This window comes from Mycobacterium pseudoshottsii JCM 15466 (assembly GCF_003584745.1).
Lineage (GTDB): Bacteria > Actinomycetota > Actinomycetes > Mycobacteriales > Mycobacteriaceae > Mycobacterium > Mycobacterium marinum.
Genome location: NZ_AP018410.1, coordinates 777,075 through 802,326 on the forward strand (window position 1 = coordinate 777,075; position 25,252 = coordinate 802,326).

The 25,252-nt window shown below is 67.9% G+C and carries 15 protein-coding genes and 1 pseudogene; 6 read left to right on the plus strand and 10 right to left on the minus strand.

The genetic code is table 11. The annotated features are described in order from the left end of the window. Positions 1-271: 271 nt before the first annotated feature. Entirely contained in the window at positions 272-3,241 is a 2,970-nt protein-coding gene (locus MPSD_RS03600) for a PE family protein (RefSeq protein ID WP_119571701.1), read from the plus strand. Positions 3,242-3,334: 93 nt separating this feature from the next. Here MPSD_RS03600 and MPSD_RS03605 read toward each other — a convergent pair whose 3' ends face one another. The 3 genes from MPSD_RS03605 to iniR all read right to left on the minus strand — a co-directional run bounded on the left by MPSD_RS03605 (position 3,335) and on the right by iniR (position 10,186). Continuing rightward, the gene (locus tag MPSD_RS03605) at positions 3,335-4,624 is read right to left on the minus strand and encodes a pyridoxal phosphate-dependent aminotransferase (protein ID WP_020788876.1); all 1,290 of its coding nucleotides are present in this window, start codon (positions 4,622-4,624) and stop codon (positions 3,335-3,337) included. Positions 4,625-4,654: 30 nt separating this feature from the next. Then, positions 4,655-7,603: a (Fe-S)-binding protein gene (locus tag MPSD_RS03610; protein WP_086085461.1), complete on the minus strand. Its 2,949-nt coding sequence runs from the start codon at positions 7,601-7,603 to the stop codon at positions 4,655-4,657. 129 nt (positions 7,604-7,732) lie between these two features. Then, on the minus strand, positions 7,733-10,186 hold the full coding sequence (iniR, locus tag MPSD_RS03615) for an isoniazid response ATPase/transcriptional regulator IniR (RefSeq protein ID WP_086085462.1): 2,454 nt from the start codon (positions 10,184-10,186) through the stop codon (positions 7,733-7,735). A gap of 203 nt (positions 10,187-10,389) precedes the next feature. Here iniR and MPSD_RS03620 point away from each other — a divergent pair, with 203 nt between their 5' ends. The 5 genes and pseudogenes from MPSD_RS03620 to iniC all read left to right on the plus strand — a co-directional run bounded on the left by MPSD_RS03620 (position 10,390) and on the right by iniC (position 17,704). Continuing rightward, a complete protein-coding gene (locus MPSD_RS03620; RefSeq protein WP_011738884.1) occupies positions 10,390-10,929 on the plus strand; it encodes an Rv0340 family IniB-related protein in 540 nt (179 codons plus the stop codon). Between the two features lie 283 nt (positions 10,930-11,212). Next, a pseudogene (locus tag MPSD_RS28790) lies at positions 11,213-11,305 on the plus strand (IniB N-terminal domain-containing protein); the annotation flags it as partial. 1,911 nt (positions 11,306-13,216) lie between these two features. Continuing rightward, a complete protein-coding gene (locus tag MPSD_RS30995) occupies positions 13,217-14,401 on the plus strand; it encodes a hypothetical protein (protein ID WP_232022919.1) in 1,185 nt (394 codons plus the stop codon). Then, positions 14,385-16,226 (plus strand): isoniazid-induced dynamin-like GTPase IniA, encoded by a 1,842-nt coding sequence (iniA, locus tag MPSD_RS03640; protein ID WP_020788869.1) that lies wholly within the window; start codon positions 14,385-14,387, stop codon positions 16,224-16,226. Before MPSD_RS30995 ends, iniA begins: the two co-directional genes overlap by 17 nt. Continuing rightward, a complete protein-coding gene (gene iniC, locus MPSD_RS03645; protein ID WP_086085463.1) occupies positions 16,223-17,704 on the plus strand; it encodes an isoniazid-induced dynamin-like GTPase IniC in 1,482 nt (493 codons plus the stop codon). The genes iniA and iniC overlap by 4 nt, the downstream gene beginning before the upstream one ends. Positions 17,705-17,708: 4 nt before the next feature. Here iniC and MPSD_RS03650 read toward each other — a convergent pair whose 3' ends face one another. The 7 genes from MPSD_RS03650 to MPSD_RS03680 form a co-directional block, all read right to left on the minus strand. Then, on the minus strand, positions 17,709-19,544 hold the full coding sequence (locus tag MPSD_RS03650) for an Hsp70 family protein (RefSeq protein WP_020727952.1): 1,836 nt from the start codon (positions 19,542-19,544) through the stop codon (positions 17,709-17,711). A gap of 91 nt (positions 19,545-19,635) precedes the next feature. Next, entirely contained in the window at positions 19,636-20,163 is a 528-nt protein-coding gene (locus MPSD_RS28800) for an oligopeptide transporter substrate-binding protein (protein ID WP_232022743.1), read from the minus strand. Positions 20,164-20,270: 107 nt separating this feature from the next. Further along, the gene (locus tag MPSD_RS03660; RefSeq protein ID WP_086085743.1) at positions 20,271-20,852 is read right to left on the minus strand and encodes a hypothetical protein; all 582 of its coding nucleotides are present in this window, start codon (positions 20,850-20,852) and stop codon (positions 20,271-20,273) included. A gap of 36 nt (positions 20,853-20,888) precedes the next feature. Continuing rightward, positions 20,889-21,452 (minus strand): hypothetical protein, encoded by a 564-nt coding sequence (locus MPSD_RS03665; RefSeq protein ID WP_011738891.1) that lies wholly within the window; start codon positions 21,450-21,452, stop codon positions 20,889-20,891. 91 nt (positions 21,453-21,543) lie between these two features. Continuing rightward, positions 21,544-22,020, minus strand: a complete 477-nt coding sequence (locus MPSD_RS03670) for a (2Fe-2S)-binding protein (RefSeq protein ID WP_020788863.1) — start codon at positions 22,018-22,020, stop codon at positions 21,544-21,546. Beyond that, positions 22,013-22,900 carry an FAD binding domain-containing protein gene (locus MPSD_RS03675; RefSeq protein ID WP_020788862.1) on the minus strand — a complete coding sequence of 296 codons (888 nt, stop codon included), beginning with the start codon at positions 22,898-22,900 and terminating at the stop codon, positions 22,013-22,015. The genes MPSD_RS03670 and MPSD_RS03675 overlap by 8 nt, the downstream gene beginning before the upstream one ends. Further along, the gene (locus tag MPSD_RS03680; protein WP_020788861.1) at positions 22,897-25,227 is read right to left on the minus strand and encodes a xanthine dehydrogenase family protein molybdopterin-binding subunit; all 2,331 of its coding nucleotides are present in this window, start codon (positions 25,225-25,227) and stop codon (positions 22,897-22,899) included. The genes MPSD_RS03675 and MPSD_RS03680 overlap by 4 nt, the downstream gene beginning before the upstream one ends. Positions 25,228-25,252: the final 25 nt, after the last annotated feature.

Here is a 25,252-nt window from a genome sequence, read left to right on the forward strand (position 1 = left end):
GGCAAATTCGCAAAGTATTAATGCGGCACGCACAAGATTCCTCGTGATCGCGCCGCCCCGGCCGCGCAATGCGAGGGCCGTCTCGGGGGCGGGTTCAAGCCGGTCGTGTCCTCGGTACTGACCTGCGCCGCGAGGTTTCTGCTGCGAGTGTGCTGTGTCATTTCGCAAAAAAACCTGCGTGGTCAAAGCTCTGAGTTCGCCGGGGTTACCCTCTGCTGATTCTGAGCGCGATTCACCAGTAGTCGACGGCTAATCGGTTGGGAGACTTGCGATGTCGTATGTGGTGGCAATACCGGACATGCTGGCATCGGCGGCCGCCGATGTGGCTGGCATCGGCTCATCGGTCGGCGCGGCCAACACCGCGGCCGTGGGGGCGACGACCGGGGTGATGGCCGCTGCCGATGATGAGGTGTCGGTCGCGATTGCGGCGTTGTTTTCCGGCCATGGCCAGGCTTACCAGGCGATCAGTGCCCAGGCGGCGGCGTTTCACGACCAGTTTCTGCGGGCCTTGACCGGAGCGGGCGGCGCCTACGCGGCCGCCGAAGCGGCCAATGCTTCGCCGTTGCAGGCCGCGGAGCAGGAGGTGCTGGCGGTGATCAACGCGCCCACCAACGCGTTGTTGGGGCGTCCGTTGATCGGCAATGGCACCGATGGACTGGCGGGAACCGGAGCCGCCGGTGGTGCCGGGGGGCTCTTGTGGGGCAACGGTGGCAACGGCGGATCCGGCGCGGCTGGCCAGGCCGGCGGGGCCGGGGGAGCGGCCGGCCTGATCGGCACCGGGGGTGCTGGGGGTATGGGTGGGGCCGGCGGCGGGGCCGGCGGGATGGGCGGCAGCGGCGGCTGGTTGTTGGGCAACGGCGGGGCCGGCGGGGCCGGTGGAGTCGGCGGCGCAGGTGTGGGCGGTGGAGTCGGCGGAACCGGTGGCAACGCGGTGCTGTTCGGCAACGGCGGGGCAGGGGGCATGGGTGGGGCCGGCGCGGACGGCGCCGTGGGCGCCGCCGGTACCGCGGGGACCTCGACTTCGGCGGGCGGTGTTGGCGGCGCAGGCTGGGACGCCACCGCCGCCGGAGTGCTTGCGGCCACCGGTGGCGACGGCGGCGACAGCGGTGGCGGGGGCGCTGGCGGTGACGGGGGCGCGGGCGGGGCCGGCGGGCATGGGTCGGCCTTGTTTGGCGCGGCCGGCGCGAACGGCAACGGCGGGGCCGGTGGCGCCGGCGGAAACCCGGGGGCGCCCGGCAACGGTGGTACCGGTGGGGTCGGCCCCGACGCGGCCACCTCCGGGGGCATGGGCGGCACCGGTGGTGACCCCGGCGCGGTCGGCGGTGGCGGCAACAGCGGGGCGGCCGGTGGCGCGGGTGCGGTCGCCGGTGCCAGCGGTGCCGCCGGCACCATCATCGCCGGCAACGGAGGAAATGGCGGTGCCGGCGGGACCGGCTATGCCGCCGATGGCCCTGCCGGCCCCGCCATCGGCAACGGTGGCGACGGCGGACATGGTGGCGCGGGCGGCTTCTACGGCAACGGCGGTGCTGGCGGGGCGGGTGGTAACTCCGCACCCGGCGGCGGGAACGGCGGCGGGAACGGCGGCAATGGCGGCACCGGCGGCGACAGCGGTGCGATGGGAAGCAGCGGCGGTCGGGGCGGCGATGGCGGCGTCGGCACCAACGGCGGGGCCGGTGGCGGCGGCGGCAACGCAACTAGCTACGGAACCGCAAACGCCACCGGTGGCGCGGGTGGCGATGGCGGCGCCGGTAGCAGGGGTACCGGGGGCACTGGCGGTGCCGGGGGTGGGGGCGGCGCCGCGCAGATCCTCAATGGCGCCTCGGCCGCTACTGCCACGGGCGGTGCCGGGGGTGCCGGTGGCGACGGGAACGATGGCGGCAACGCCGGTGTGGGCGGTGCTGCGTCGACTAGGGGGACTGGAAACGTCACCGGCGGCACCGGCGGCGATGGCGGCACAGGCAGCACCGGCAACGGCGGTTCCGGCGGTGACGGCGGGAACGTGGAAGTCAATAACGACGCTTCTACGGTTTCCTTCGTCGGCGGCGCCGGTGGCCACGGTGGGGACGGCGCCACGGACGGCGGCGCCGGTGGGGATGGCGGCAGGACCACTATCGATGGCGCTGGCTCCAGGGCCACCGCCACCGGAGGCACTGGCGGGGACGGCGGCAACGGCGGTACCGGCCACGGTGGGGGTGGCGGTCCCGGCGGCACCGCGATCAACTACGGAGCCGGCGACGCCTTCGGTGGCGCCGCTGGGAAGGGCGGCACCGGTGTCGTCGGCGGCAACGGCGGCTCGGGCGGTGCGGCGTACAACTACGGAACCGGAAACGCCACCGGAGCCGACGGAGCGGCCGGCACCGACGGCACTACCGGAGCCGGCGGGTCCGGCGGGTCCGCCGCCGCCGCAAGCGTCCTCAACAGCGCCTCGACCGCCACTGCTACCAGCGGCAGCGGCGGTGCCGGTGGCGACGGTACCGACGGCGGAAACGGGGGGTCGGGCGGTTTTGCCTTCACCTTCGGGACCGGAAATATCATCGCCGGCGTCGGCGGTGATGGTGGCACCGGCAGCACCGGAGTCGGTGGGATCGGCGGTTCGGGTGGCGGCGCGGACATCAACAACGGCGCCTCCACGGTTGTCCCGCAGGGCGGTGCCGGCGGTCACGGCGGCGATGGCGCCACCGATGGCGGGGCCGGCGGTGCCGGTGGATTCACGGAAATCGACAGCAGCGCCTCAGTGCTCGCCGCCACCGGCGGAGCCGGTGGTGATGGCGGCAGCGGCGGCACCGGCCGCGGCGGGACCGGCGGCGTCGGAGGTGTTGGGATCAACAACGGAAGCGGAGAGGCCATCGGCGGCGCCCCAGGCGCCGGCGGTACCGGCGCCGTCGGGGGTGACGGCGGCCAAGGCGGTGCCGCATACACCCTTAATGGCGCCTCGACTGCCACGGCCACCGGCGGCATCGGCGGGAACGGTGGTGACGGTGGCACAGCCAACGGTTCCAACGGCGGAAACGGCGGCGCCGGCGGTTATGCCTCGACCACGGGAACCGGAACCGCTAGTGCCGGCAATGGCGGTCGCGGGGGCGACGGTACGGCAACCGTCGCCACCGGCGGCACCGGCGGGGTTGGCGGTAATGCCCACGCGCCCGCGGGCAGTCCCGTCCCCGGCGTCGGTGGCAAAGGCGGTAACCCCGGACCCGGGGGTAAGCCCGGCCCGAACGGCGCGGACGGCATCGTCGTATAGCCGGCAATGCGCCACGGTGGTGCAAACGGGATCGGCACCGGCGGATGCGCCGAATCGACAACGAGCGGGGCGCCCGCAACTCCGGATTCGGTGCTACTGCCGGTAGCTGACTAGGAAGTTGCCCAGGCGCTCGATGGCCGCTGCTAGATCACGCGACCACGGCAAGGTCACCAGACGCAGGTGATCCGGCTCCGGCCAATTGAACCCGGTCCCCTGGGTGACCAGGATCTTCTCGGACAGCAGGAGATCGAGCACGAGTTGTTCGTCGTCGGCGATGTCGTAGACCTCCGGGTCCAGCCGGGTAAACGCATACAGCGCACCCTTGGGCTTGACGCAGGACACCCCGGGAATTTCGTTGAGCTTGGACCAGGCGACGTCACGCTGTTCGAGCAGACGACCGCCGGGGAGCACCAGATCATCGATGCTTTGGTGGCCGCCCAGGGCGACCTGGATCGCATGCTGGGCCGGGACGTTCGGGCACAAGCGCATGTTGGCCAGCAGGCTGATTCCCTCGATGAAGCTGCTGGCGTGCTCCTTGGGGCCGGTGATCGCCAGCCAACCCGCCCGGTATCCGGCAACGCGGTAGGCCTTGGACAGGCCATTGAAGGTCAGGCACAGCATGTCCGGGGCGAGCGTGGCCACGCTGATGTGCTTGGCGTCGTCGTAGAGGATCTTGTCGTAGATCTCGTCGGCGAGCAGCAACAGTTCATGCTTGCGGGCCAGCTCCACCATCTGGGTGAGGATTTCGTGGCTGTAGACCGCGCCGGTGGGGTTGTTGGGGTTGATGATCACCAGCGCCTTGGTGCGCTCGGTGATCTTGGACTCCAGATCGGCGATGTCGGGCTGCCAGTCCTGCGTCTCGTCGCATAGGTAATGCACCGGAGTGCCGCCGGCCAACGAGGTCGACGCCGTCCACAGGGGATAGTCGGGTGCGGGAATCAGCACCTGATCGCCGTTGTCGAGCAAGGCCTGCAGCGTCATGGTGATCAGCTCGGAGACACCGTTGCCCAGGTAGACATCGTCGACGTCGAATCGGGGAAAGCCGTCGACGAGCTCGTAGCGGGTGACCACGGCACGTCGGGCCGGCAGGATCCCTTGCGAGTCGGAGTACCCCTGCGCATAGGGCAGCGCCTGGATCATGTCGCGCATGATCACGTCCGGCGCCTCGAAGCCAAACGGTGCGGGGTTGCCGATATTGAGCTTGAGGATCCGATGCCCTTCGGTCTCCAGCCGCGCGGCCTGCTGGTGCACCGGACCGCGGATTTCGTACAGGACGTCCTGAAGCTTGGACGACTGCGCGAAGGAACGCTGGCGCTGGTGGCTGGAGGCGTGCCAGGGCAGCTGGTGAGTGGTCACGTCAACCATGGTCTCATCGCTGTCCACTGATATTTGCTGACAGGTGTCAAGCCACGGTCAGCGCTTGCCCGGCGGACGCGCACCCCGTGCCATGCCCAGACCCTTGACCGGGGCGGCCGGCGCCGCAGGTGGAGTCGGTTCCCCATCCTGCTTGCTGGCCGGCTCGGGTTCCGGCGTTGCCTCGGGCTCCGGCTGGGCGGGGGCCGCCGCGGAGGGCGCTTCCGCCCGCGCGGGTGCCTTCTTCGCCCCCGGACGCTTGGCGCCGGTGGCGATTCCCAGCCCTTTGACCGGGGCGGCGGGTGCGGCAGGTTCCGCGGGCGCGGCCGCGGCCTCGGGAGCCGGTGCCGTCGCGGCCGCTTCCGGTGCCGCAGCAGCTGGTGGCGCTGCCTTCTTGGCCCCAGGTCGCTTCGCGCCCGAGGCCATACCCAACCCCTTGACCGGTGCGGCGGGTGCGGCCGCCTCGGCCGGCTTGGTTTCGCCGGTGGGCGCGGCCGCCTTCTTGGCGCCGGGTTTCTTGGCGCCCGCGGCCATACCAAGGCCCTTGGCCGGTGCGGCCGGGGCCTCCGCTGCCGCGGTTTCGGCTGCTGGCGCCGGAGCTGCCTTCTTGGCGCCCGGTCGTTTCGCGCCACCAGCCATGCCCAGCCCCTTGGCCGGTGCGGCCGGGCTGGCCGCTGTGGCGGCGGCCGGGGCCTCAGCAGCCTTCGCGGGTGCCTCGGCGGGCGCCGGGGCGGGCGCGGCCGGGGCGGCGGCCTTAGGCGCAGCTTTCGCCCGCTTTTCGGCTTCCTTTGCGGCCGTGCCTTTCTCCGGCAGCGTTGCCTTTTCGCGGTCGAGCGAGCCGAGCAGCACCTGGGCCACGTCGAGTACCTCGACACCGGAACGGCCCGCTTCTTCCTGCCGGTCGTTGACACCGTCGGTCACCATCACCCGGCAGAACGGGCACGCGGTGGCGATGGTGGAAGCGTTGGTGGCCAGCGCCTCGTCGACGCGTTCGTGGTTGATCCGCTTGCCGATGTGTTCTTCCATCCACATGCGGGCCCCGCCGGCGCCACAGCAGAAGCTGCGCTCGGCGTGGCGTGGCATCTCGGCAAGGTTGGCCCCGGCGGCGCCGATCAGCTCACGCGGCGCCTCGTAGACCTTGTTGTGCCGACCCAGGTAGCACGGGTCGTGATAGGTGACATCTTGGGAAACCGGGGTGACCGGGACCAACTTCTTGTCGCGGATCAGCCGGTTGAGCAGCTGGGTGTGGTGCAGCACGCTGTAGTTGCTGCCCAGCTGCCGGTATTCCTTGCCCAGGGTGTTGAAGCAGTGTGGGCAGGTGACGACGACCTTGCGGTCGACGGTCGCCACGCCCTCGAAGACGCCGTCGAGGGTCTCGATGGCTTGCTGGGCCAGCTGCTGGAACAGGAACTCGTTGCCGGACCGGCGGGCGGAGTCACCGTTGCAGGTCTCCCCGGCGCCCAGCACCATGAACTTCACACCCGCGGTGGCGAGCAGCTCGGCGACGGCCTTGGTGGTCTTCTTGGCCTTGTCGTCGTAGGCGCCGGCGCAACCCACCCAGAACAGGTACTCGTAGCCGTCGAAGCTATCCACGTCCTCGCCGTAGACCGGGACATCGAAGTCGACTTCGTCGATCCAGTTGGTCCGGTCCGAAGCGTTCTGGCCCCACGGATTGCCCTTGTTCTCCAGGTTCTTGAACAGCACCGACAGCTCGGAGGGGAACTCCGACTCCATCATCACCTGGTAGCGGCGCATATCGACGATGTGATCGATGTGCTCGATGTCCACCGGGCATTGTTCGACGCAGGCGCCGCAGCTCACGCAGGACCACAACACGTCGGGATCGATGACACCACCCTGTTCGGCGGTACCGACCAGCGGGCGCGCGGCCTGCTCGGGACCGTCTCCGGGCACCCGGCCGAAGCCGGATTCGGGCACGTGGTGGCCTTCTTCGGCGGCGGTCTCGAGGTCAAGACCCTCGAGCGGATCCGCGGTCTTCTCACCCAGGATGTAGGGCGCCTTGGCCATCCAGTGGTCGCGCAGGTCCATGATGACCAGCTTGGGCGACAACGGCTTGCCGGTATTCCAGGCCGGACACTGTGACTGGCAGCGCCCGCACTCGGTGCAGGTCGCGAAGTCGAGCATGCCCTTCCAGGTGAAGTCCTCGATCTTGCCGCGGCCGAAAATGGCGTCGTCGGGCGGGTTCTCGAAGTCGACCGGCTTGCCGTCGGCTTCCACCGGCAGCAGCGGACCCAGCCCGTCGGGCAGGCGCTTGAAGGTGACGTTGATCGGAGCCAAGAAGATGTGCAGGTGCTTGGAGTGCAGCACGATGATCAAGAACGCGAGCATGACCGCGATGTGCGCCAACAGCGCCGTGGTTTCGATGATCTCGTTGGCGGGCTGACCAAGCGGGCGCAGGATCGCCGCGAACAGCTGGGACAGGAATGCGCCCTTGCCGTAAGGAAGCGTTTCGTTGTTGACCGCTGAGCCCCGGACCAAGACGTAAGTCCAGATGACGTTGAAGATCATGAACAGAACGAGCCACGCACCGCTGTTGTGCGAGCCATAGAAGCGCGACGCCCTACCGATCTCGCGCGGGTTCCGCTTGATCCGGATGATGGCGAAGGTAGCGATGCCCAGGAACACCGCGGTGGCGAAGAAGTCCTGCAGGAAGCCCAGCGCGTCCCAGTGGCCGATCACCGGGATGGAGAAGTTCTCCACGAACAGGAACCCGTAGGCCTCGATGTAGACCGTGAGCAGGATGAAGAAGCCCCACATGGTGAAGAAGTGCGCGATGCCGGGGATCGACCATCTCAGAAGCCGCCGCTGACCGAACACCTCGGCGATCTGCGTCCAGATCCGGGCGCCGATGTCATCGGTACGTCCCGAGGCTGGTTGCCCAGACATGATCAGCTTGTACAGCCACCAGACCCGACGCAGTGCGAGCACGACCACGACCGCGGTCATGCCCATTCCAACTGTCAGTCTGATGAGCATCTGCGTGGTCACCGAAGTACTCTCCAATGCATTTCAGTGTGCTTACTGGCAGCTCAACCTGCTCATACTGACATCTTTGCTTAATTCGCCGCGAGAAAGGCTGTCCTAACCTAGGCTCGCTCGCTTTAGGACATTTTTGTCTCAGCCCGGTGCCGTCAACATCGCCCGCAGCATCGACAACATCTCCGAGCGAGAGCCCGCGCCGAGGCGACGACGGATCCGCGCGACGTGGTGTTCAACCGTCTTCGCGGAGATGAACAGCTGGGCGCCGATGTCGCGGTAAGGCATGCCCAACAGCAGTAGCTCGGCGACTTCACGTTCGCGATCGGATAGAGGGGATCCGGCCGGTGGCTGGCGGGGTGCGGGCGCCGCACCGGCGACCGGTTCCGCATCGGTGAGATCGTCAAAGCCGCTGGCCAGCTTCAGGTCTCGAGCCAGTTGCAACATGGCTCCAGAGACCCGGGCATCGGGCGTCTGCAGGGCGGCTTGACCGGCCAGCCTGGTCGCGTCAGACGTCAGTCCCACGCCCGACAATGACCGGGCGGCGACGGTGACCTCCTCGACATCCACCTGGTCGGCCAGCACTCGCAGCCACGTCCGTCCGGCGACCGACAGGGCATGCGCCAGAGCGTTCTCGGCAGCGGCCGCGCCAAGCGCCTGTCCGTGTGGTGCAACAGCACCTGGCGAGTTGGCCAGGATTCCCGCATGCACCCCGGCCCAATGAAGTGAGTTTGACCACAAGACCGGGTTGCCAAGTGAATTCAGCAGCGAAAAGGCCTGATCCAAAGTGTGTTGAAGCTGGTCCACCTGGCGATTACGGGCGGCCGCTACCCACAATTCGCCCAACGGCAGCAATGCGAACAGGTCGAGGGAATACTCGCCGAGCACCTCCATGGCCGCATTCCAATGCTTTTGCAGTGCACCGGCATCACCACTGCGGCGTGCGATCGCGGTTTCAAGTGCCGCGGCCCACAGTGCGTCGCGTCGATGCATTGGTGCACCGGAGCAAGCCGCGGTGACATCAGCACTGGCCGACGGGAGTTGCCCCTCTTGCATCTTGATCCAGCCGGATAGCAGCAGGTGGCGCTGATGGAACACCTGGTCGGTTCCGGAGCGCACCGCACGCCCGATCACGCTGCGTGCGCGGACCGGATCACCGCCATGAATCGCGGCCAACGTCACCAGCGCGGCCGGGCTGTCGGGGATTGCCTCGGTGATCGGTTGGTCCGCCGCGATGGCCTGCCCCAGCGTCGCCATGGCCACCGGATATGGCTGATCCATGGTCAGCAGCAGTCCGTCGGCAAGACCGCGCGCGGCCCGCGCCGCCATGGTCGGCGGGCCGGTGTCCTTCACGTCTAGCGCGGCGCGGGCGGTCTCCAGATCACCCACCGCAGCGAGCACGATCGCCGCTGACGAACCAACGACCGCATCCGGGTAGGGGCCCAACCACCCGAACAGCTCGGCCGCTTGACCCGCGTTGCCCTCATAGGTCGCCACGCTGGCCGCGATCCGCACCGCCGCGGCGCGTTGCGCGGAATCCGCGGAGCCAAGCAGCTCGTCGGCCAACGCCGCCGCGCCCGCACAGTCGCCGGTGCGGGCCAGCGCATCGGCCAATTGGGATTTCAGTTCTGTTGCGCCGGCACTGACGGCCGCCCGGTAGAGCCGCGCCGTCTGCGCGGGTTCACCGCGCGCGGCCGAGGCGTATCCGGCGAGGGCGGTCGCCAATCGCTCACCGTGCAGCCCGTGCTCGGCCAGCCGCAGCGCGAGATCTTGCGACATCGGCGAGATGTCGAGTTGTGATCGCAGCAGGGAGGTCTCGACCTCATGGTGGTGTGTGTTGCCGACGATGTGTACGACCGCCTCATGTACCAGCCGCAGGAAGGCGGGCGGATGTGACGGCTCGACCAGTCCGCTGGCGTGCACACGATCGACGAGCTGACGCGCTTCCGAGGTGGACACGCCAAGCGCGGCGGCCACGTCAGTGGTTCCCGATTCCTGGGTCAACGACATGATGAGCAGCGCATCCAGGGTGGGTTCGTCGTGTCGGCGCAACCGCTCGATGAGGGCAAACCTGGCCGCCGGTACCGGGGAGTCGGTCTCGCGGGATACCGCCTCGACCAAGAACGGCATACCCGCGGTGCTATCCCGAAGTTGGTCGGCGACCGGCAACGGACCCAGCGATATCTGAGGTCGTTCGCGTTCTATGGTCGTCGCGAGCGCACGCAGCGTGGGGTGTTGCTGATAAAGCTGTGTGCCCACCACCACGGTGGCCTGGGGATCTGCGGCCCACTCGGCCAGGCGCAGTAGTTCGTCCTCGGTGAGTAGGTGGGCGTCGTCGACCACGAGCGCCGCCTCGGAGGGTTCGCAGTCCTTGGTGGGATGGGTACGGACGGTAACCCCGGTGCGGCGCAGGGCGTCGCGGACGGTGCCCAGCACGGTTGTCTTGCCGGTCCCGATGCCGCCGCCGATCAACGCCTTCACCGGGGTCGCGCCGCCGCTTGCGAGTTCATCGATCAGCCCGCGTGCGGGAGCGGGAACCGCGGCCGAGTTAGGGGGCGCCGACGTGTCGTCGCGCGAAGCGTGGCCCTCGGACACCCCATCTCGCTCTCCCCGGGCATCACTTGCGGGTGACAGCGGATTTCTGGCCATACTGTTTCTTACCCCGGAACCCCAAAATCCCCTAACGCGCCACCCCCTAATGGGGTCGCGGGATACGCGGGTTGGACACCGAACACATTGGTGGCATCACCGGATAGCATCGTCCCCGACGCGGAAAATGTGCGATTTGGAGGCGCGAGATGGCTAACTCGTTGCTCGATTTCGTCATCGCGCTGGTGCGTGACCCCGCGGCGGCCGCACGGTATGCGGCCAACCCCGCGCAGGCTATCGCCGATGCCCACCTTACGGACGTGACCAGCGCCGACGTCAACAATCTGATCCCGATGGTGTCGGATTCACTGTCCATGGCCGGCCCGAGCGGGGCGATTGCCGGGGCACAACCTGCCGATCACGGCAACGTTTGGGCGAGCGGTGCGGCGGCGGCCGCGCTGGACTCGTTCTCGCCGCATGTTGCCGGGGCGGTCGTCCCACAGCACCAACCGTCGGGCGGCGTGATCAACGAACCAACACCCGTCGCCTCCGGTGAAGTAACCGCCGATCCGCATCCCGTAGCGTTCGAACCCCATCAGCCATCAGTGCTGTTCACGGGTGCTGAGACGCCCGACCCGACCTTTGACCACGGCGTCCTGCCGGCGGCTGATCCGGCTATCTGGGATCACCCAGTCGATCACCCGCATGTCACCGAGCCCGATCACCACGGCTTCGGCATCCACGGGTGAACTCCGTTCGCTAGTGATCTAGCTAGCCGCCTCTTGCGGCCCGTCATTGGTATGTGACGTGCAGAAATGCTGGTTTTTTTGGGGGCGGTTCCCGCATGCGCATTGGGGGTGCTCAATTTTCCCTAATCCCCTAATAGGGTGGCCCGGTCGATCCCGGTGGGTACTCGTTGGGCTGGGGGATCTGGCCCCGATTTCGAGGAAGGGCCAAATCCATAGCGTTTATGGCAGAGCGCCGGTCGTTTCGGCGAACAACTTCACACATTCGATTGAAGGGACAATGAAGATGACCTCGCTTGTCGACTACATCCTGAGCCTGTTTCGCAGCGAAGACGCGGCACGGTCGTTCGTCGCATCTCCCGGGCAGGCCATGACAAACGCCGGACTGGTCAACGTGTCTCCGGTGGAGATCTCGTCGGCCGCGGCCAATGCGCTGCCATTTCTTAACCTTGGTGCTGGGGACCCGATTGGGGGATTGCAGCAAGCGGTGGCGGACCAATACGGGCTTGCGCCGGCCTCGGAGGTGGGCGCCGCGTCGAGCTACGTTGCTCAAGATGCGGGTGCTGTCGTTGCTCAAGACGCTGCCGCGGTCGTGAGTGACGCGGGAGTCGCTGCGGCTGATGCGGGCTTTGCCGGTGCAGACATCGGTGCCTCGGTGGCGAATGTCGTTGCGGCCGACATTGGGGCAGGCCTGGCCAGCGGGCTGACAAGCGGTCTGGGAGCTGGGTTGTGGAGCCAGAGTGGCCTCGGGTGGCAGACCGGTGTCGGCGGAGTTGTTCCGGGCCTTGCTTACACGCAGGCAACCGGAGACTTCGGCGGCCAGGTTGGGCTTGCCAGCCAGGTCGGCCTGGGCTTCGGGGCCGGTATTCAGGCCGGGTTCGGTGCGCAAGCCAGTGCCGGTCTCGGGCTCGGGTTCGGCGCCCAGACCGGCCTGGGCGCACAAACCGGCCTGGGCATCGGAGCCGGTTTTGAGGGGGGATTTGCCGGTCAGGCTGGCGCCGGTTTGGGCCTTGGGATCGGCGCGCAAACGGGTCTGGGAGTGGGCCTTGGCGGTCAGACCGCTGTCGGTGGTGGGCTCGGACTTGGACTCGGCGGCGGGTTGGGTGGTCAGGCTGGGCTTGGTCTCGGCGGCGGGTTCGGCGGCGCTGGTGAGTTTGGTCTGGGCGGTGGATTTGTGAGCCAGGCTGGGTTTGACGCGCAGCTGGGCGCTCAGGCCGGCGCCACGGTTGGCGCCGGGATCGGCGGCAATGCTGGTCTTGATGTTGGTGGCGCGCTCGGCGGTCAGGCCGGGCTTGGTTTGGGGGGTGGGTTTGTGAGCCAGGCTGGGTTTGACGGGCAGCTGGGTGGTCAGGCTGGCGTCGGTGTTGGTGGCCAGGCCGGTGGTGCGGTCGGCGGTAGCGCTGGCGGTGCGATCGGCGGTGGCTTCGGTGGTGGAGCTGGCGCGGGTGGTCAGGCTGGGCTTGGTTTGGGGGGTGGGTTTGTGAGCCAGGCTGGGTTTGACGGGCAGCTGGGTGGTCAGGCTGGCGTCGGTGTTGGTGGCCAGGCCGGTGGTGCGGTCGGCGGTAGCGCTGGCGGTGCGATCGGCGGTGGCTTCGGTGGTGGAGCTGGCGTGGGTGGTCAGGCTGGGCTTGGTTTGGGGGGTGGGTTTGTGAGCCAGGCTGGGTTTGACGCGCAGCTGGGCGCTCAGGCTGGCGTCGGTGTTGGTGCCGGTGTTGGTGGCCAGGCTGGTGGTGCGGTCGGCGGTAGTGCTGGTGGTGCGATCGGCGGTGGCTTCGGCGGTGGGGCTGGCGTGGGTGGTCAGGCTGGCGCCGCTGTTGGCGGTAGCGCCGGCGGTGCGGTTGGCGCAGGTGCGGGCTTTGGAAGCCGCGTCGTTGGCAATGGCCAGGTTGGCGCCGGTGGCCAGGTAGGCGGTGGCATCGCGGGCCAAGCGGGCGGCGGCATCGCTGGCCAGGCAGGTGGCGGCATTGCTGGTCAGGCCGGTCTTGCTGGTCAGGCGGGTCTTGCTGGTCAGGCGGGTCTTGCTGGTCAGGCGGGCATCGCCAGTCAGGCAGGTCTTGCTGGTCAAGCCGGTCTTGCCGGTCAGGCGGGCATTGCCAGTCAGGCCGGTCTTGCCGGTCAAGCGGGCATCGCTAGCCAGGCCGGTATCGCCAGCCAGGCCGGTATCGCCAGTCAGGCAGGTCTTGCTGCCGGTGGTTCGGCAGGTATCGCTAGCCAGGCCGGTCTGGGTATTGGTGGCCAGGCGGCGCTGGGTGGGCAAGCGGGTGCCGCGGTCGGTGGCGGGCTTGCCGGCGTGGGCAACATCAGCGGCCTGACCGGCATCGGTGGCAACGCATCGCTGGGAGCCACCGGTCAAGCCGGATTGATTGCCAGCGAAGGCGCCGCGCTCAATGGTGCTGCCACCCCACATGTTTCAGGCCCGTTGGGCGGTGTGGGAGTTGGCGGTCAGGCCGGCGCAGCCGGCGGTGCGGGCTTGGGCCTCGGGGCTGGCAGCCGGGGCAGCATCCTGAGTGGTGACAGCACCACCTTGGGCGGGCATCCCAATCCGCAGCCCGCCGCCCTGGGCGCAGCCGGTGGTACGGGCATAGGGGTCCATTCCGGTGCGGGCGGCGGAATGGCCGCCGGGCTGGGCGGCAGCGTCGCGGGCGGTGCAGGCGCCGAGGCGGCTGGCGGATTTGGTGGCGGTACCCACATTGGCGGCCAGGCCGGGCTGGGTGGCAGCGCGGCGGGCGGCGCGGGAACGGAGCTGGGTGGCACGGCGGGTAGCCCGGGAGCCGGAATGGGCGCCGGAGTTGGCGGTGGCACACACGCTGGCGGCCAGGTAGGCCTCGGTGGCGGGAGCACCGCTGGCGGCCAGGCCGGCCTCGGTGGCGGGAGCACCGCGGGTGGATCGGTGGGCCATGGAGACATCCTTGGCCAGGAAGGCACCACCCTCGGGGGCAACGGCGGCGTCAGCGGCGGGATCCCGCCGGTAGAGCACGGGCCGACCATCCCTACCGGTCAAGGGCCCGTCATCCAGGGCGGCGGGGGTGCCGGAGCCGGGGCCGGCGGTCAGGTGAGCCCACCGTCGGGCAACGGTCCCGTCATCCAGAGCCCGGGCGCCGGTGCCGGTCACGGTGGCGCGAACCCGCCGGTGATCAATGCGCCCGCGCCGCACGTCGCGACGCCGACGCCGGCGCACACTCCGCCGGTTGAGCACGCACCGGTGGTGACACCGCAACCGCACGTGCCGGCCGAACAGCCGGCGCATCACGAGCCGCCGAGCCCCTCGGTGTTCGGTCACGAGCCTCCGGTGACCCACACACCGCTGGTGCATGTCGATCCGCCGTCACACGGTCCGGTTGACCCGCACGGGTTCCGAGCCGTAATCGCGAAACCGGCGGGGACCTTCGTGGTCCCCGCCGGTTTATGCGCATACCGTGATCTGAAATACGCAGCGACCGAGAAAGTGGGGCAATGCGGTGACCCAACCCGATGACCCGCGTCGGGTCGGCGTGATTGTCGAACTCATCGACCACACCATCGCGATCGCAGAACTCAACGAGCGCAATGACCTGGTGGGGCGCTTGCGCCGTGCTCGCCAGCGGATCACCGATCCACAGATCCGTGTGGTGATCGCTGGGCAGCTCAAACAGGGCAAGAGCCAACTGCTCAACGCTCTGCTCAACCTGCCCGTGGCGCGAGTGGGAGATGACGAGGCCACCGTGGTGGTCACGGTGGTCAGCTACAGCCCGCAGCCCTCGGCCCGGATCATCGTGGCCGCCGGGCCCAATGGCGAAACCACCTCGATCGACGTCCCAGTCGACGACATCAACACCGACTTGCGCCGGGCGCCGCAGGCGGGTGGCCGCGAAGTCTTGCGGGTCGAGATCGGCGCACCCAGCCCGCTGCTGCAAGGCGGGTTGGCTTTCATCGATACCCCTGGCGTCGGCGGCCACGGGCAGCCCCATCTGTCTGCGACTCTGGGGCTGTTGCCAGACGCTGACGCCATGTTGATGGTCAGTGACGCCAGCCAAGAATTCACCGAACCGGAGATGTGGTTTCTGCGAAAGGCGCATCAGCTCTGTCCGGCCGGGGTGGTGGTTGCGACCAAGACCGACCTCTATCCGCACTGGCGCGAGATCGTCAACACCAATGCCGCGCACCTGCAGCGCGCTCGGGTGCCAATGCCGATCATTCCCGTCTCGTCGCTATTGCGCAGTCATGCGGTCACGCTCAACGACAAGGAACTCAACGAGGAATCCAACTTCCCGGCGATCGTCAAATTCCTCAGCGAAAAGGTGCTCTCCCGTGAAACCGACCGGGTGCGCGATGAGGTGCTGCGCGAAATACGTTCGGCTGCCGAGCAATTAACGATCTCCGTGGACTCCGAGCTGGCGGTCATCAACGATCCCGCACTGCGGGACAGGTTGGCGGGCGACCTGGAGCGCCGCAAGCGCGAAGCCAACGATGCCTTGCAGCAGACCGCACTGTGGCAGCAGGTGCTCAACGACGGATTCACCGACCTGAGTACCGATGTGGATCATGATCTGCGGGCCCGGTTCCGTGCCGTTACCGAAGACGCTGAGCGTCAGATAGATTCCTGCGATCCGACCCTGCACTGGGCGGAGATGGGCACCGATGTGGAGAACGCGATCGCCACCGCCGTCGGCGACAACTTCGTCTGGGCATATCAGCGCGGCGAGGCATTGGCCGACGACGTTGCCAGGTCTTTCGCCGACGCCGGTCTGGACTCGGTGCTGTCCCCGGAACTGAGCAAGCGGGCCATGGGGGCCGAGTTCGGTCAGCTCAAGGCCCCCGCCCAACTGGAAGCCAAGCCGGCCGGCAAGGCCCAGAAAGTGGTGACCGGCTTGCGGGGTTCCTACGGCGGCGTCGTGATGATCGGCATGTTGTCCTCGGTGGCTGGGCTGGGTCTGTTCAATCCCGTGCCAGTGGGGGCCGGGTTGATACTCGGCCGGATGGCCTACAAGGAAGACCGTGAAAATCGGCTGCTGCGCGCGCGTGCTGAGGCCAAGACCAACGTGCGGCGCTTCGTCGACGATGTCTCGTTCGTGGTTGGCAAGGAATCGCGCGACCGTCTCAAGATGATCCAGCGGACCCTGCGTGACCACTACCGCGAAATCGCGAACGAGATCACTCGGTCGTTGAACGAATCGCTGCAGGCCACGGTCACCGCCTCGCACTTGGAAGAAGCCGAGCGCGACAACAGGGTTCGCGAACTCGAGCGACAGCGCAACATCCTCGGCCAGGTCACCGACAACCTGCTGAAATTGAGCCCCCGGGCGAACCTAGGACGAGCGTGAGCACCAGCGATCGGGTCCGCGCAATTCTGGGCGGAACCATTCAGGCCTACCGTGGTGAGCCGGCCTACCGCCAGCGCGCGGACGTCTTCTACGAACTCGACCGCATTGGTGCCCGGCTGAGCGAACCGATCCGCATCGCGCTGGCCGGCACCCTCAAGGCGGGCAAATCCACGCTCGTCAACGCGTTGGTCGGCGACGATATCGCGCCGACGGACGCCACCGAGGCCACCCGTATCGTCACCGGGTTCCGGCACGGCCCGACTCCCAGGGTGGGGGCCAACCACCGTGGCGGGCGCCGCGTCAACGTGCCCATCACCCACCGGGATGGTCTCAGCTTCGATCTGCGCCGGCTCAACCCGGCCGAGATCGCGGATTTGGACGTCGAATGGCCAGCAGAAGAACTCGTCAATACCACGGTCATCGACACCCCCGGAACGTCGTCGCTGAACCGGGATACCTCCGAACGCACGTTGCGGCTGTTGGTGCCCGCGGACGGGGTGCCCAGGGTGGATGCCGTGGTCTTCCTGCTGCGAACCCTCAACGCCGCGGATATCGCGCTGCTCAAACAGATTGGCGGCTTGGTGGGGGACTCGGCGGGAGCGCTGGGCATCATTGGGGTCGCCTCACGGGCCGATGAGATCGGTGCGGGCCGGATCGATGCCATGTCCTCGGCCCAAGACGTGGCGAAGCGATTCACCGCCGAGCTGAGTCAAACGGGCATCTGTCAGGCCGTGGTGCCGGTATCCGGACTGCTCGCGCTCACCGCACGCACGCTGCGCCAGAGTGAATTCGCGGCGCTGAAGAAGCTGGCCGGCGCCGACAGCACCGAACTCAACAAGGCACTGCTCAGCGTGGATCGCTTTGTCCGGCCGGATAGTCCGTTGCCGGTGGACGCGGGCACCCGCGCGCAGCTGTTGGAGCGGTTTGGCATGTTCGGAATTCGTATCTCGATCGCCGGCCTGGCGGCGGGGATCGCGGATTCGGCTGGGCTGGCCGCCGAACTGCTCGAACGCAGTGGGCTGGTGGCCCTGCGGGAGGTGATCGATCAGCAGTTCGCGCAGCGCTCAGACATGCTCAAGGCGCATACGGCGCTGGTCTCGCTGCGCCGGTTCGTGCAGGCGCACCCGGTCATGGCGACGCCGTACGTGATCGCCGATATCGATCCACTGCTGGCCGACACACACGCCTTTGAGGAACTGCGTGTGCTGAGCCTGTTGCCTTCGCAAGCAACGACATTGAATGACGAAGAACTCGTCTCGCTGCGGCGCATCATTGGCGGCTCAGGCACCAGTCCCGCCGCCCGGTTGGGGTTGGATCCGCAGCACCGGCACGACGGTCCGCGGGCCGCTTTCGCCGCGGCGCAACGCTGGCGCCGGCGTGCGGATCATCCGCTCAACGACCCATTCACCACCAGAGCCTGCCGCGCCGCGGTGCGCAGCGCCGAGGCGATGGTGGAGGAGTTCGCCGCACGCCGCTGACCGGCTAGGCCCCTGGCGCCTCGGTGGTCGGCGTGATGGGCGCGGCCGTCGTCGTCGACGGTTGTTGGGTGGTGGTCGGCGGGGCGGTGGTCGTTGGCTGCGTGGTCGTGGTTCGGGTGGTGGTCGGCTGGGTGGTCGTGGTGGTCGGGGGCGTGGTCGTGGTCGTCGTCGTGGTGGTCGGCGTGGTCGTGGTCGTGGTCGTTGTCGTAGTGGTGGGCTGGGTGGTCGTGGTGGTCGCCGACGGCGATGTGGTGGTCGTGGAGGGCGGCGTCGGGGTTATCACGGTCACGGTGGGGCTGCTGTTGGGCCCCAAGATCGTCGTCGTGATGGGTTCCGGTGGGGGCGCCGGAACCGTGGTGTTGACCGGCTTGTTGTTGGACGTGCCCAGCGTCAGCCCCAACACCACCGCGACCAAGATGGCTAGCCCGGCCGCGGCCAGGCTGAACACCACCGCCGCGCGTTTGTACCACGGCAAGGGGGCGGCTTCGGCGTAGCGGTCCTGATCGGGGTAGTCGTAGCGGGGCGCGTAGTCGGTGGCTGGCTCCCGGCCGTATTCGCCGGTGGCGTCGGGGCCGGTGTAGGGCACCGGTTCGTTGCCGGTGTCCGCGTCCTGGGACCAGGCGAGGGCTCGATATGTCGCCGATTTGGCGTTGTCAGATGCGGATTCGGAGGCCGCCGCACTGCCGGCCTGGTTCGCCCACGCTGTGGGCGAGACCTCGGTCATGGCGCCGATCGTGCCGGCGGCGCCGACAATGTTGGTTGGCATGTCGACCGCGGGCCCGGCGCCGGTGGGAGCACCGGCCGACGATTGATCTTGGCCGAGCATCGCCGCGCCGATGGCCGCGCTGAATATCGGTTGTGCCGTGGTGAATACGGGTACCTGCAGGCGTTCCGACAGCCGGTTGCCGATCAGCGGGATGGCAGCGCCTCCGCCCACGGCCGCCACCGCGGCCAGGCTGGGCCGTGGCACTCCGCTGCGCTGCAGCATGTCTTCGACCGAGCCGATGAATCGGTCCAGGGGTTGGGTGATGAGCTGTTCAAGCTCGTTGCGGGAAAACCTGATATCGGCACCCGGCTGCCCCGCCGCGCCCGTTGCGATGGTGGCCACCGGCGCCGCCGACAGGTGTTCTTTGGCGAACCGGCACCCGCCGAGCAGAAGCGTGACCGACCCCATGCTGGTCGCCGTACCGGAAACCTCGGCGCTGTCGATGCCGGGGGTGACCGTCAGGAGATGACTCAAGATGAGTTGGTCGATCTCGTCGCCGGAGAACTCCCGGTACCGGAAGGTCGGGCCGATCTGCTGAAGACTCGAACCAACTTGGGCCAGCGTTACGCTGGTGCCGCCGGCGCCGAAATCGCACAGCGCCACCACGCCGCTGGCCGGGAATCCCGGTGTGGGCCGCAGCGCTGCCAGTGCGGCCGCCGCATCCGAGACCACCGCCGCAGCAACACCGTTGGGCGCCAAGGCCGGCTCGGTCAGCAACGCCCCGCGCAACGCGCCAAGTTGAGCCCCCGACCAATACGCGGGTGCGGCGATTGTGACCGGCGAACCGTAGCCGACCGTGCGCGCCAACGCGCTCAGGGCTTGCACGGCCAGCGCCTCGCCGAGGTATTTGGTGCCGTCGGCCGCGATCAGCGGCGACTGGTCCCCAACTCGTTCGACGAATCCCCGTAGCACTAGGCCAGCGCCGGCGAGACCGGGGTTTTCCTCTGGCAGACCGACTTCGGCCGCTTGGTGCTGAAATAGATGCAACACCGATGCACGTCGCAGCGGGGCGCCGCCTGCCCGGGTAGCGACCAGGTTGGCCACCCCGATCGACAGCCCGAGCGACTCGCTCATATCCCACACCCCTGTGTCCCTTGTCTTTGCCAGCGATCGCTGGCCGCTGGCCGTTCCCCACCATAACCGCCGCCGATGCGGCGAAATCGGCTCACAGGCCCGGCGGCAAATTGATCACGGTGGGTATCGACGGCGTGAGCTGCGAAGGGAAAGTTGGCATCGCTCCGGGGGACATCGGGTTTGTCGTGGTCGTCGTGGTGGTGGTCGGCGCCGTGGTGGTCGTCGTGGTGGTGGTCGGCGTCGTGGTGGTGGTTGTCGTCGTGGTGGTGGTTGTGGTGGTCGTGGTGGTGGTCGGCGTCGTGGTGGTGGTTGTGGTGGTCGTCTTGGTCGGCGCCGTGGTGGTGGTCGGCGTCGTGGTGGTCATGGTGGCGGTCACCGTCTTGGTTACCGACGCGGGGGTGGGGCGACCATGGGCAAGCTGGATGATGCCGAAAATGATCAGCCCGATCAGGACCGCGATCAACACGCCCCAACCCGCCAACGCCAGGGGCTTGCGCCACCCCGGGGTGGGTTCGGGCGGTGGCTGTTGGCCGTAGCCGCCACCTTGGTCGCCGTAGCCGTAGTTGCCGTACGCGGTTGGATCACCGGCGCCGTAGTCCGGCGGATCGTGCCTTGCCACGGCCGCTGATGGTAGCCGCTGCGGTCAGCCCGACCCCGCAGCAACGCGGTTCGTTACCGGACGGTAGCTCAATTGCGTCTCTAGCCGGTCGGCCTGGGCATTGACGGCTAGGGCAGGTGGGGCGGCAGGGTGATCGTCGTCGGCACTCCCGGGATGGTGATCACAGACGGCAGCGGCGGCAGATGCGGGAAGCGATGCGTCGGGGGATGCGTGGGTTGTTGGGGTGGCGGCTGGACCCGGGGGGTAGTGGCCGGCGCGACCGTCGTCGTCGTGGTGGTCGGCGGGGTTGTGGTGGCCGTCTCGGCGGTGGTGGTCGACGTGGTGGTGGAAGGCGTCGTCGTGCTCGGGTTGTCGGTGCCCTGCCGGTCGCTGATCAGCTCGATGATGCCGTAGACGATCAGCGCGATCAGGATCATGACCAGCAGTGCCCAGCCGGTCAGCGTCACCGGATTGCGATACCACGGCTTGGGCTCGGCCTCCGGCTTCTCCTGGTCGTAGCCCTCAGCGGATGCGAACTGCTCGGACGGATTGGGTGAATCGGGGCCCGGCGGGGCCTGCGGGGGTGGCCCGGACTGCGGGCCGGCCGGCCGCGACGGTGGGGCACCGGCCGGCGGCCTTCCGCCCGCTGGGTAGCCGCCGTATTGGGTCGGTTGGCTGTGGAAGTCGTCAGGTGGGTCGTAGCGTGCCACGGAACCGATGGTACTGACGCCGCGGCGCCAGTCAGGTCAGAACGTCTCTACCTTGTCGATGCTGACGAACATGCCGTGCCCGGTGCCGTTGTTCTGGAAGCGGGTGCCGTCGGTGGTGGCGGTGATGATCCAGCCTTGCGCGTCATAGGTCTTGTAGTCGATGGTGACGGTCGGGATCGCGCCGAGGTTGCCCAGCACCCACTGCACGTTGCCGGCCGAGGTGATGTGCACACCGTTGGCGTGCTCCCCGTCCTTGATAGGGGAATTGGTGAACGGCGCTTCGCAGCCCACGCTGTCGTGGTTGATCTGGCAGCGTGTCTGGCCGGATTTGGTCTCGATGAAGACATAACCGTTGTCGTCGGGCGGCAACGGGATGGCGCCGGCGGGCGAGGTCGGGCTGGCCGGCGACGTGGGCTGGCTGGGTGACGTGCTGGTCGGCGGCGACGTCGTTGGTCGGCGCGTCGGAAAAGACGGCTCGGTTGGCCCCGCTCCCGGAGTAGCGATCGGCTTGCCGTCGATGGTGGCGTCGCACCCGGCGGCCAGCACAGCAGCAGCCGACAGGGCCAGCAGGCCCCACCGTGTTTTTTGCGGTAAACGCACGCGTTACTCCCCGAGAAATCCAGATATCAGAATTCAGATTACGCACGAGCGAACGCAAGTCACCGCAGTGACGCACCTTGGGACCAGCCCATCATTGCGACATCAGCTCCGAGGCCCGTCGGGTAGCCGCGACAATGCCCTGGTAGCCGGTGCAACGACAGAAATTCCCGGACAGGCCTTCACGTATCTGCTCGTCGGTGGGATCGGGATTGTCGCGCAACAGCGCGGTTATCGACACGACGAAACCAGGGGTGCAAAAGCCGCACTGAAGTCCATGGCACTCCCGCAAAGCCGACTGCACCGGCGAGAGCTCGCCGTCAGCTGACGCGATGCCCTCCACCGTCGTCACGTCGGCCCCGTCCGCCTGCACCGCGAACAGCAGGCACGAGCGCACGGCATCGCCTCCCACCAACACCGTGCAGGCGCCGCACGCCCCGTGCTCGCAGCCCAGATGGGTACCGGTGAGTCCGCACTTCTCCCGTAGAAAGTCGGCCAATGTCATCCGCGGTTCGACCCTGGCGGCAACGCGACTGCCGTTGACTGACAACTGGACTGATCGTTCATGCATGGGCGGTCTCCGCGTTCGCTTCCTGGACGGCCCGCGACCAGGCGCGGGCCGTCATGACCGCACCCACCTGGGCGCGGTAGGACGCTGACCCCTGCAGATCGGACGCAATGTCATCCAGGCCGGACATGGCGCTCTGGCCGATCTGCTCGGGTACCAGCTCGTCGATCGGCTTGCCGAGAACGGCCGCCTCCGCCGCCGTCGCCCGCCGAGGGGTAGGGCCCAGGCCGAGTAGCCCTATCGCGCAGCGCGATACCCGGTGCTCGTCGTCGAGTCGGACGGCGACCGCCGCGCCGGCGATCGCAAAGTCGCCGTGCCGGCGCGAGAATTCCCGCATCGCGAAGCCGGACTTACCCGTCCAGGTGGGAAAGCGGACCCCGGTGAGCACCTCATCGGGCTCCATCGCGGTCTCCCAGAGCCCGGTGAAGAACTCCGCTGCGGGGATCTCGCGGTGTCCGCGCGGTGACAGCACCTCCATGACCGCATCGAGGGTGAGCGCCACCGTCGGGTATTCGCCCGCGGCATCGGCATGCGCGATCGAACCACCCAACGTGCCTCGGTTGCGGATCTGAAAGTGCCCGATGTAGGGGGTTGCCCGGGCTAGTAGCGGAATCGACTGGTGCACTTGGGAATTGGTCCCCACCTTGCTGTCTGGAGTCCCCGCGCCGATCCACAGTTGATCGTCGCGGAGCTGGATTCCCTGCAGTTCCCCTAACCGGGAAATGTCGATGAGATGGTCGAAGAAGGCCAGGCGCATCGACAGCATTGGCACCAGGCTCTGCCCGCCCGGCAGAATCTTGGCGTCCTCACCCAATTCGGCCAGGAGGCCCACGGCTTCCTCGGCTGTATCGGGGCGGTGATAGTCGAACGACGCCGGCTTCATCGGGACGCTCCGGCCAGCAGCGAGGCCACCGATGCGGGGCTGGCCGGCAACCGGGTGACGGTCACCCCCAACGGTGCCAGGGCGTCGTTGATGGCGTTGATGACCGCAGGCGCGGAACCGATCGCCCCGCCTTCGCCGGCGCCCTTGTAGCCGCCCGGCCCCGGGCCGGGTATTTCGACGTGGCCGTACTCGATCGGTGGGACCTCGGTGGCGGTCGGCAGCAGGTAGTCGACAAACGTGGTAGCCAGGGGGTTTCCGTCGTCGTCGTAGGCGAGGTTTTCCATCAACGCGCCACCGATGCCCTGCACCGTGCCGCCGGCGATCTGCCCCTCTACCACCGCGGGGTTGATCATCGGTCCCACGTCTTCGCTGACCACGTAGCGCAGCAACGTGACTTTGCCTGTCTGGGTATCGACTTCGCAGGTGCAGGCGTGTGTTGCGTTGGCCCAGTGAATGGGATTGGGCGACTTGAACCGAGCGGTCCCCTCCAACTCGGTCGACATCGCTGACGGCAACTGCTGCGGCGAGTAGTAGGCGGTATAGGCCAGCTCGCCAAAGGTCACCTGCCTTGCCGGATCGCCGCGCACCGCTGCTTTCGAATGCGCCAACTCCACTTCGGATTCGGCCACCTCGAGGTGGTGCGCGGCCAGCGCCACGATTTTCTCGCGCAGGATCTTTCCCGCCTCGTTGACGGCTCCGGCGGTCATCGGGCCGCTACGGGAGCCTTGGGTCCCGGCGCCGTAGGGCGTGATCGCGGTATCGCCCTGGATCGTGGCCACGTCGTCGATATCGGCGCCGAGCGCGTCGGCGGTCAACTGAATGACGGTGGTTTCCAGGCTGTTTCCGCTTGACCCGCCGTTGACGTAGACGTTGACCTTGCCGGTCGGTTCCATGCGAATTGTGGCCCCTTCGGTGGCCAGATGGCCGGTGGCGGCGCCGGTTGGCTCGATGTAGGCCGAAAGCCCGAGACCGAGGTATCGGCCGTGTGCCAGCGCCTCTCGCTGTTCGCGACGAAAGCCTTCGTAATCAAGGATTTTCACGGCCTGTTCGAACGTCTCGATCGGGGCGACGTGGTCGTAGGGCATGCCGTTGGGGTTGACGTAGGGCATTTCTTCGCGCCGCAGCAGGTTGCGCCGGCGCAGTTCGATCGGATCGATACCCATCTTGCGGGCCGCGATGTCGAGAAGGATCTCGCGCGCCAGCGTTTCGTATTGCCAGGGACCTCGGTAAGCGGCCAACCCGCTGGTGTTGGAGAAGACCGTCTTGTAGCTGAAGCTGGCTTTGGGTATCCGGTATGGCCCAGGGAAGAACATTCCGATGGCGGCCGTGGTCAACACCGGATACGGCGTCGGATACGCGCCGATGTCCATGATGAAGTCGACATCGGCCGCCTGGATGTTGCCGTCGCTGTCGAAGGCCATCCGTGCGGTGCCGTCAACGTGGCGGGCTTGCCCGGCCGACATCAGGTTTTCGCGCCGATCCTCGATCCACTTCAGCGCCCCGGGTACCTTGCGGGCCGCCAGCATGATGCACATGTCCTCGCGCATCGGGACGACCTTCTGGCCAAAGCCGCCGCCGGTATCGCGCATGATGACTCGAACCCGTTGTGCGGCAATGCCTAACAGGCGTGCGCAGAATGCCCGGAGCTCATGGGGCGTCTGGGTGGAAGCCCAGAGGGTGAGTTCTTCGGAGGCGCGCGCCCATTCGGCGACCAGCCCGCGGGTCTCGATCGGGACCGGCGCGTACATCTGTTGGTAGATGTTCTCGGTCACGACGCACGGCGATGTGGCGAAGGTCTGCTCGTCGGGTGGCGCCCCGGCCAGGCCACCCGCGACATTGTCGGGGTAGCTCTCGTGCACCAGCACATCCGACGATTGGGCTCGGGTGAAATCGGTGATCGCGGGCAGCGGTTCGTAGTCGATGTCGACGAGCTCGATCGCATCCTCGGCGACATAGCGGCTCTCGGCGACGACCAGAGCAACCGGGTCCCCGACGAATTTCGCGTCCCGCTCGGCCAGCGGCGGTCGGGGTGTGTCCGCAACATCCCTGCCCGCGACGGCGTGCCAGGCCTCCTTGACGTCCGCGTTGAGGTCGGCCGCGGTGAATACCGCGTGCACGCCGGGTAGAGCCAGTTCCGCGGTGGTGTCGATGCCGTTGATCCGGGCGTGGGCGAAGGGGCTGCGGACGAAGCAGGCGTGCAGCATGCCGGGCCGCGAGATGTCGTCGACGAAGCTGCCGTGACCGGTCAGCAGCCGGCCGTCTTCAACGCGCGGTACGCGGGTCCCCGCGTACCGGGGTGCGGGGGCCTCTTGCATGTCCTGGGTCATGCCGCTCCGTCCGATTGTCGCCCAA

Coding starts and splice junctions, on each gene's coding strand:
- MPSD_RS03600 (WP_119571701.1), top strand. CDS start 272: ATGTCGTATGTGGTGGCAATACCGGACATGCTGGCATCGGCGGCCGCC.
- MPSD_RS03620 (WP_011738884.1), top strand. CDS start 10,390: ATGGCTAACTCGTTGCTCGATTTCGTCATCGCGCTGGTGCGTGACCCC.
- MPSD_RS03650 (WP_020727952.1), bottom strand. CDS start 19,544: ATGAGCGAGTCGCTCGGGCTGTCGATCGGGGTGGCCAACCTGGTCGCT.
- MPSD_RS03670 (WP_020788863.1), bottom strand. CDS start 22,020: ATGCATGAACGATCAGTCCAGTTGTCAGTCAACGGCAGTCGCGTTGCC.
- MPSD_RS03675 (WP_020788862.1), bottom strand. CDS start 22,900: ATGAAGCCGGCGTCGTTCGACTATCACCGCCCCGATACAGCCGAGGAA.
- MPSD_RS03680 (WP_020788861.1), bottom strand. CDS start 25,227: ATGACCCAGGACATGCAAGAGGCCCCCGCACCCCGGTACGCGGGGACC.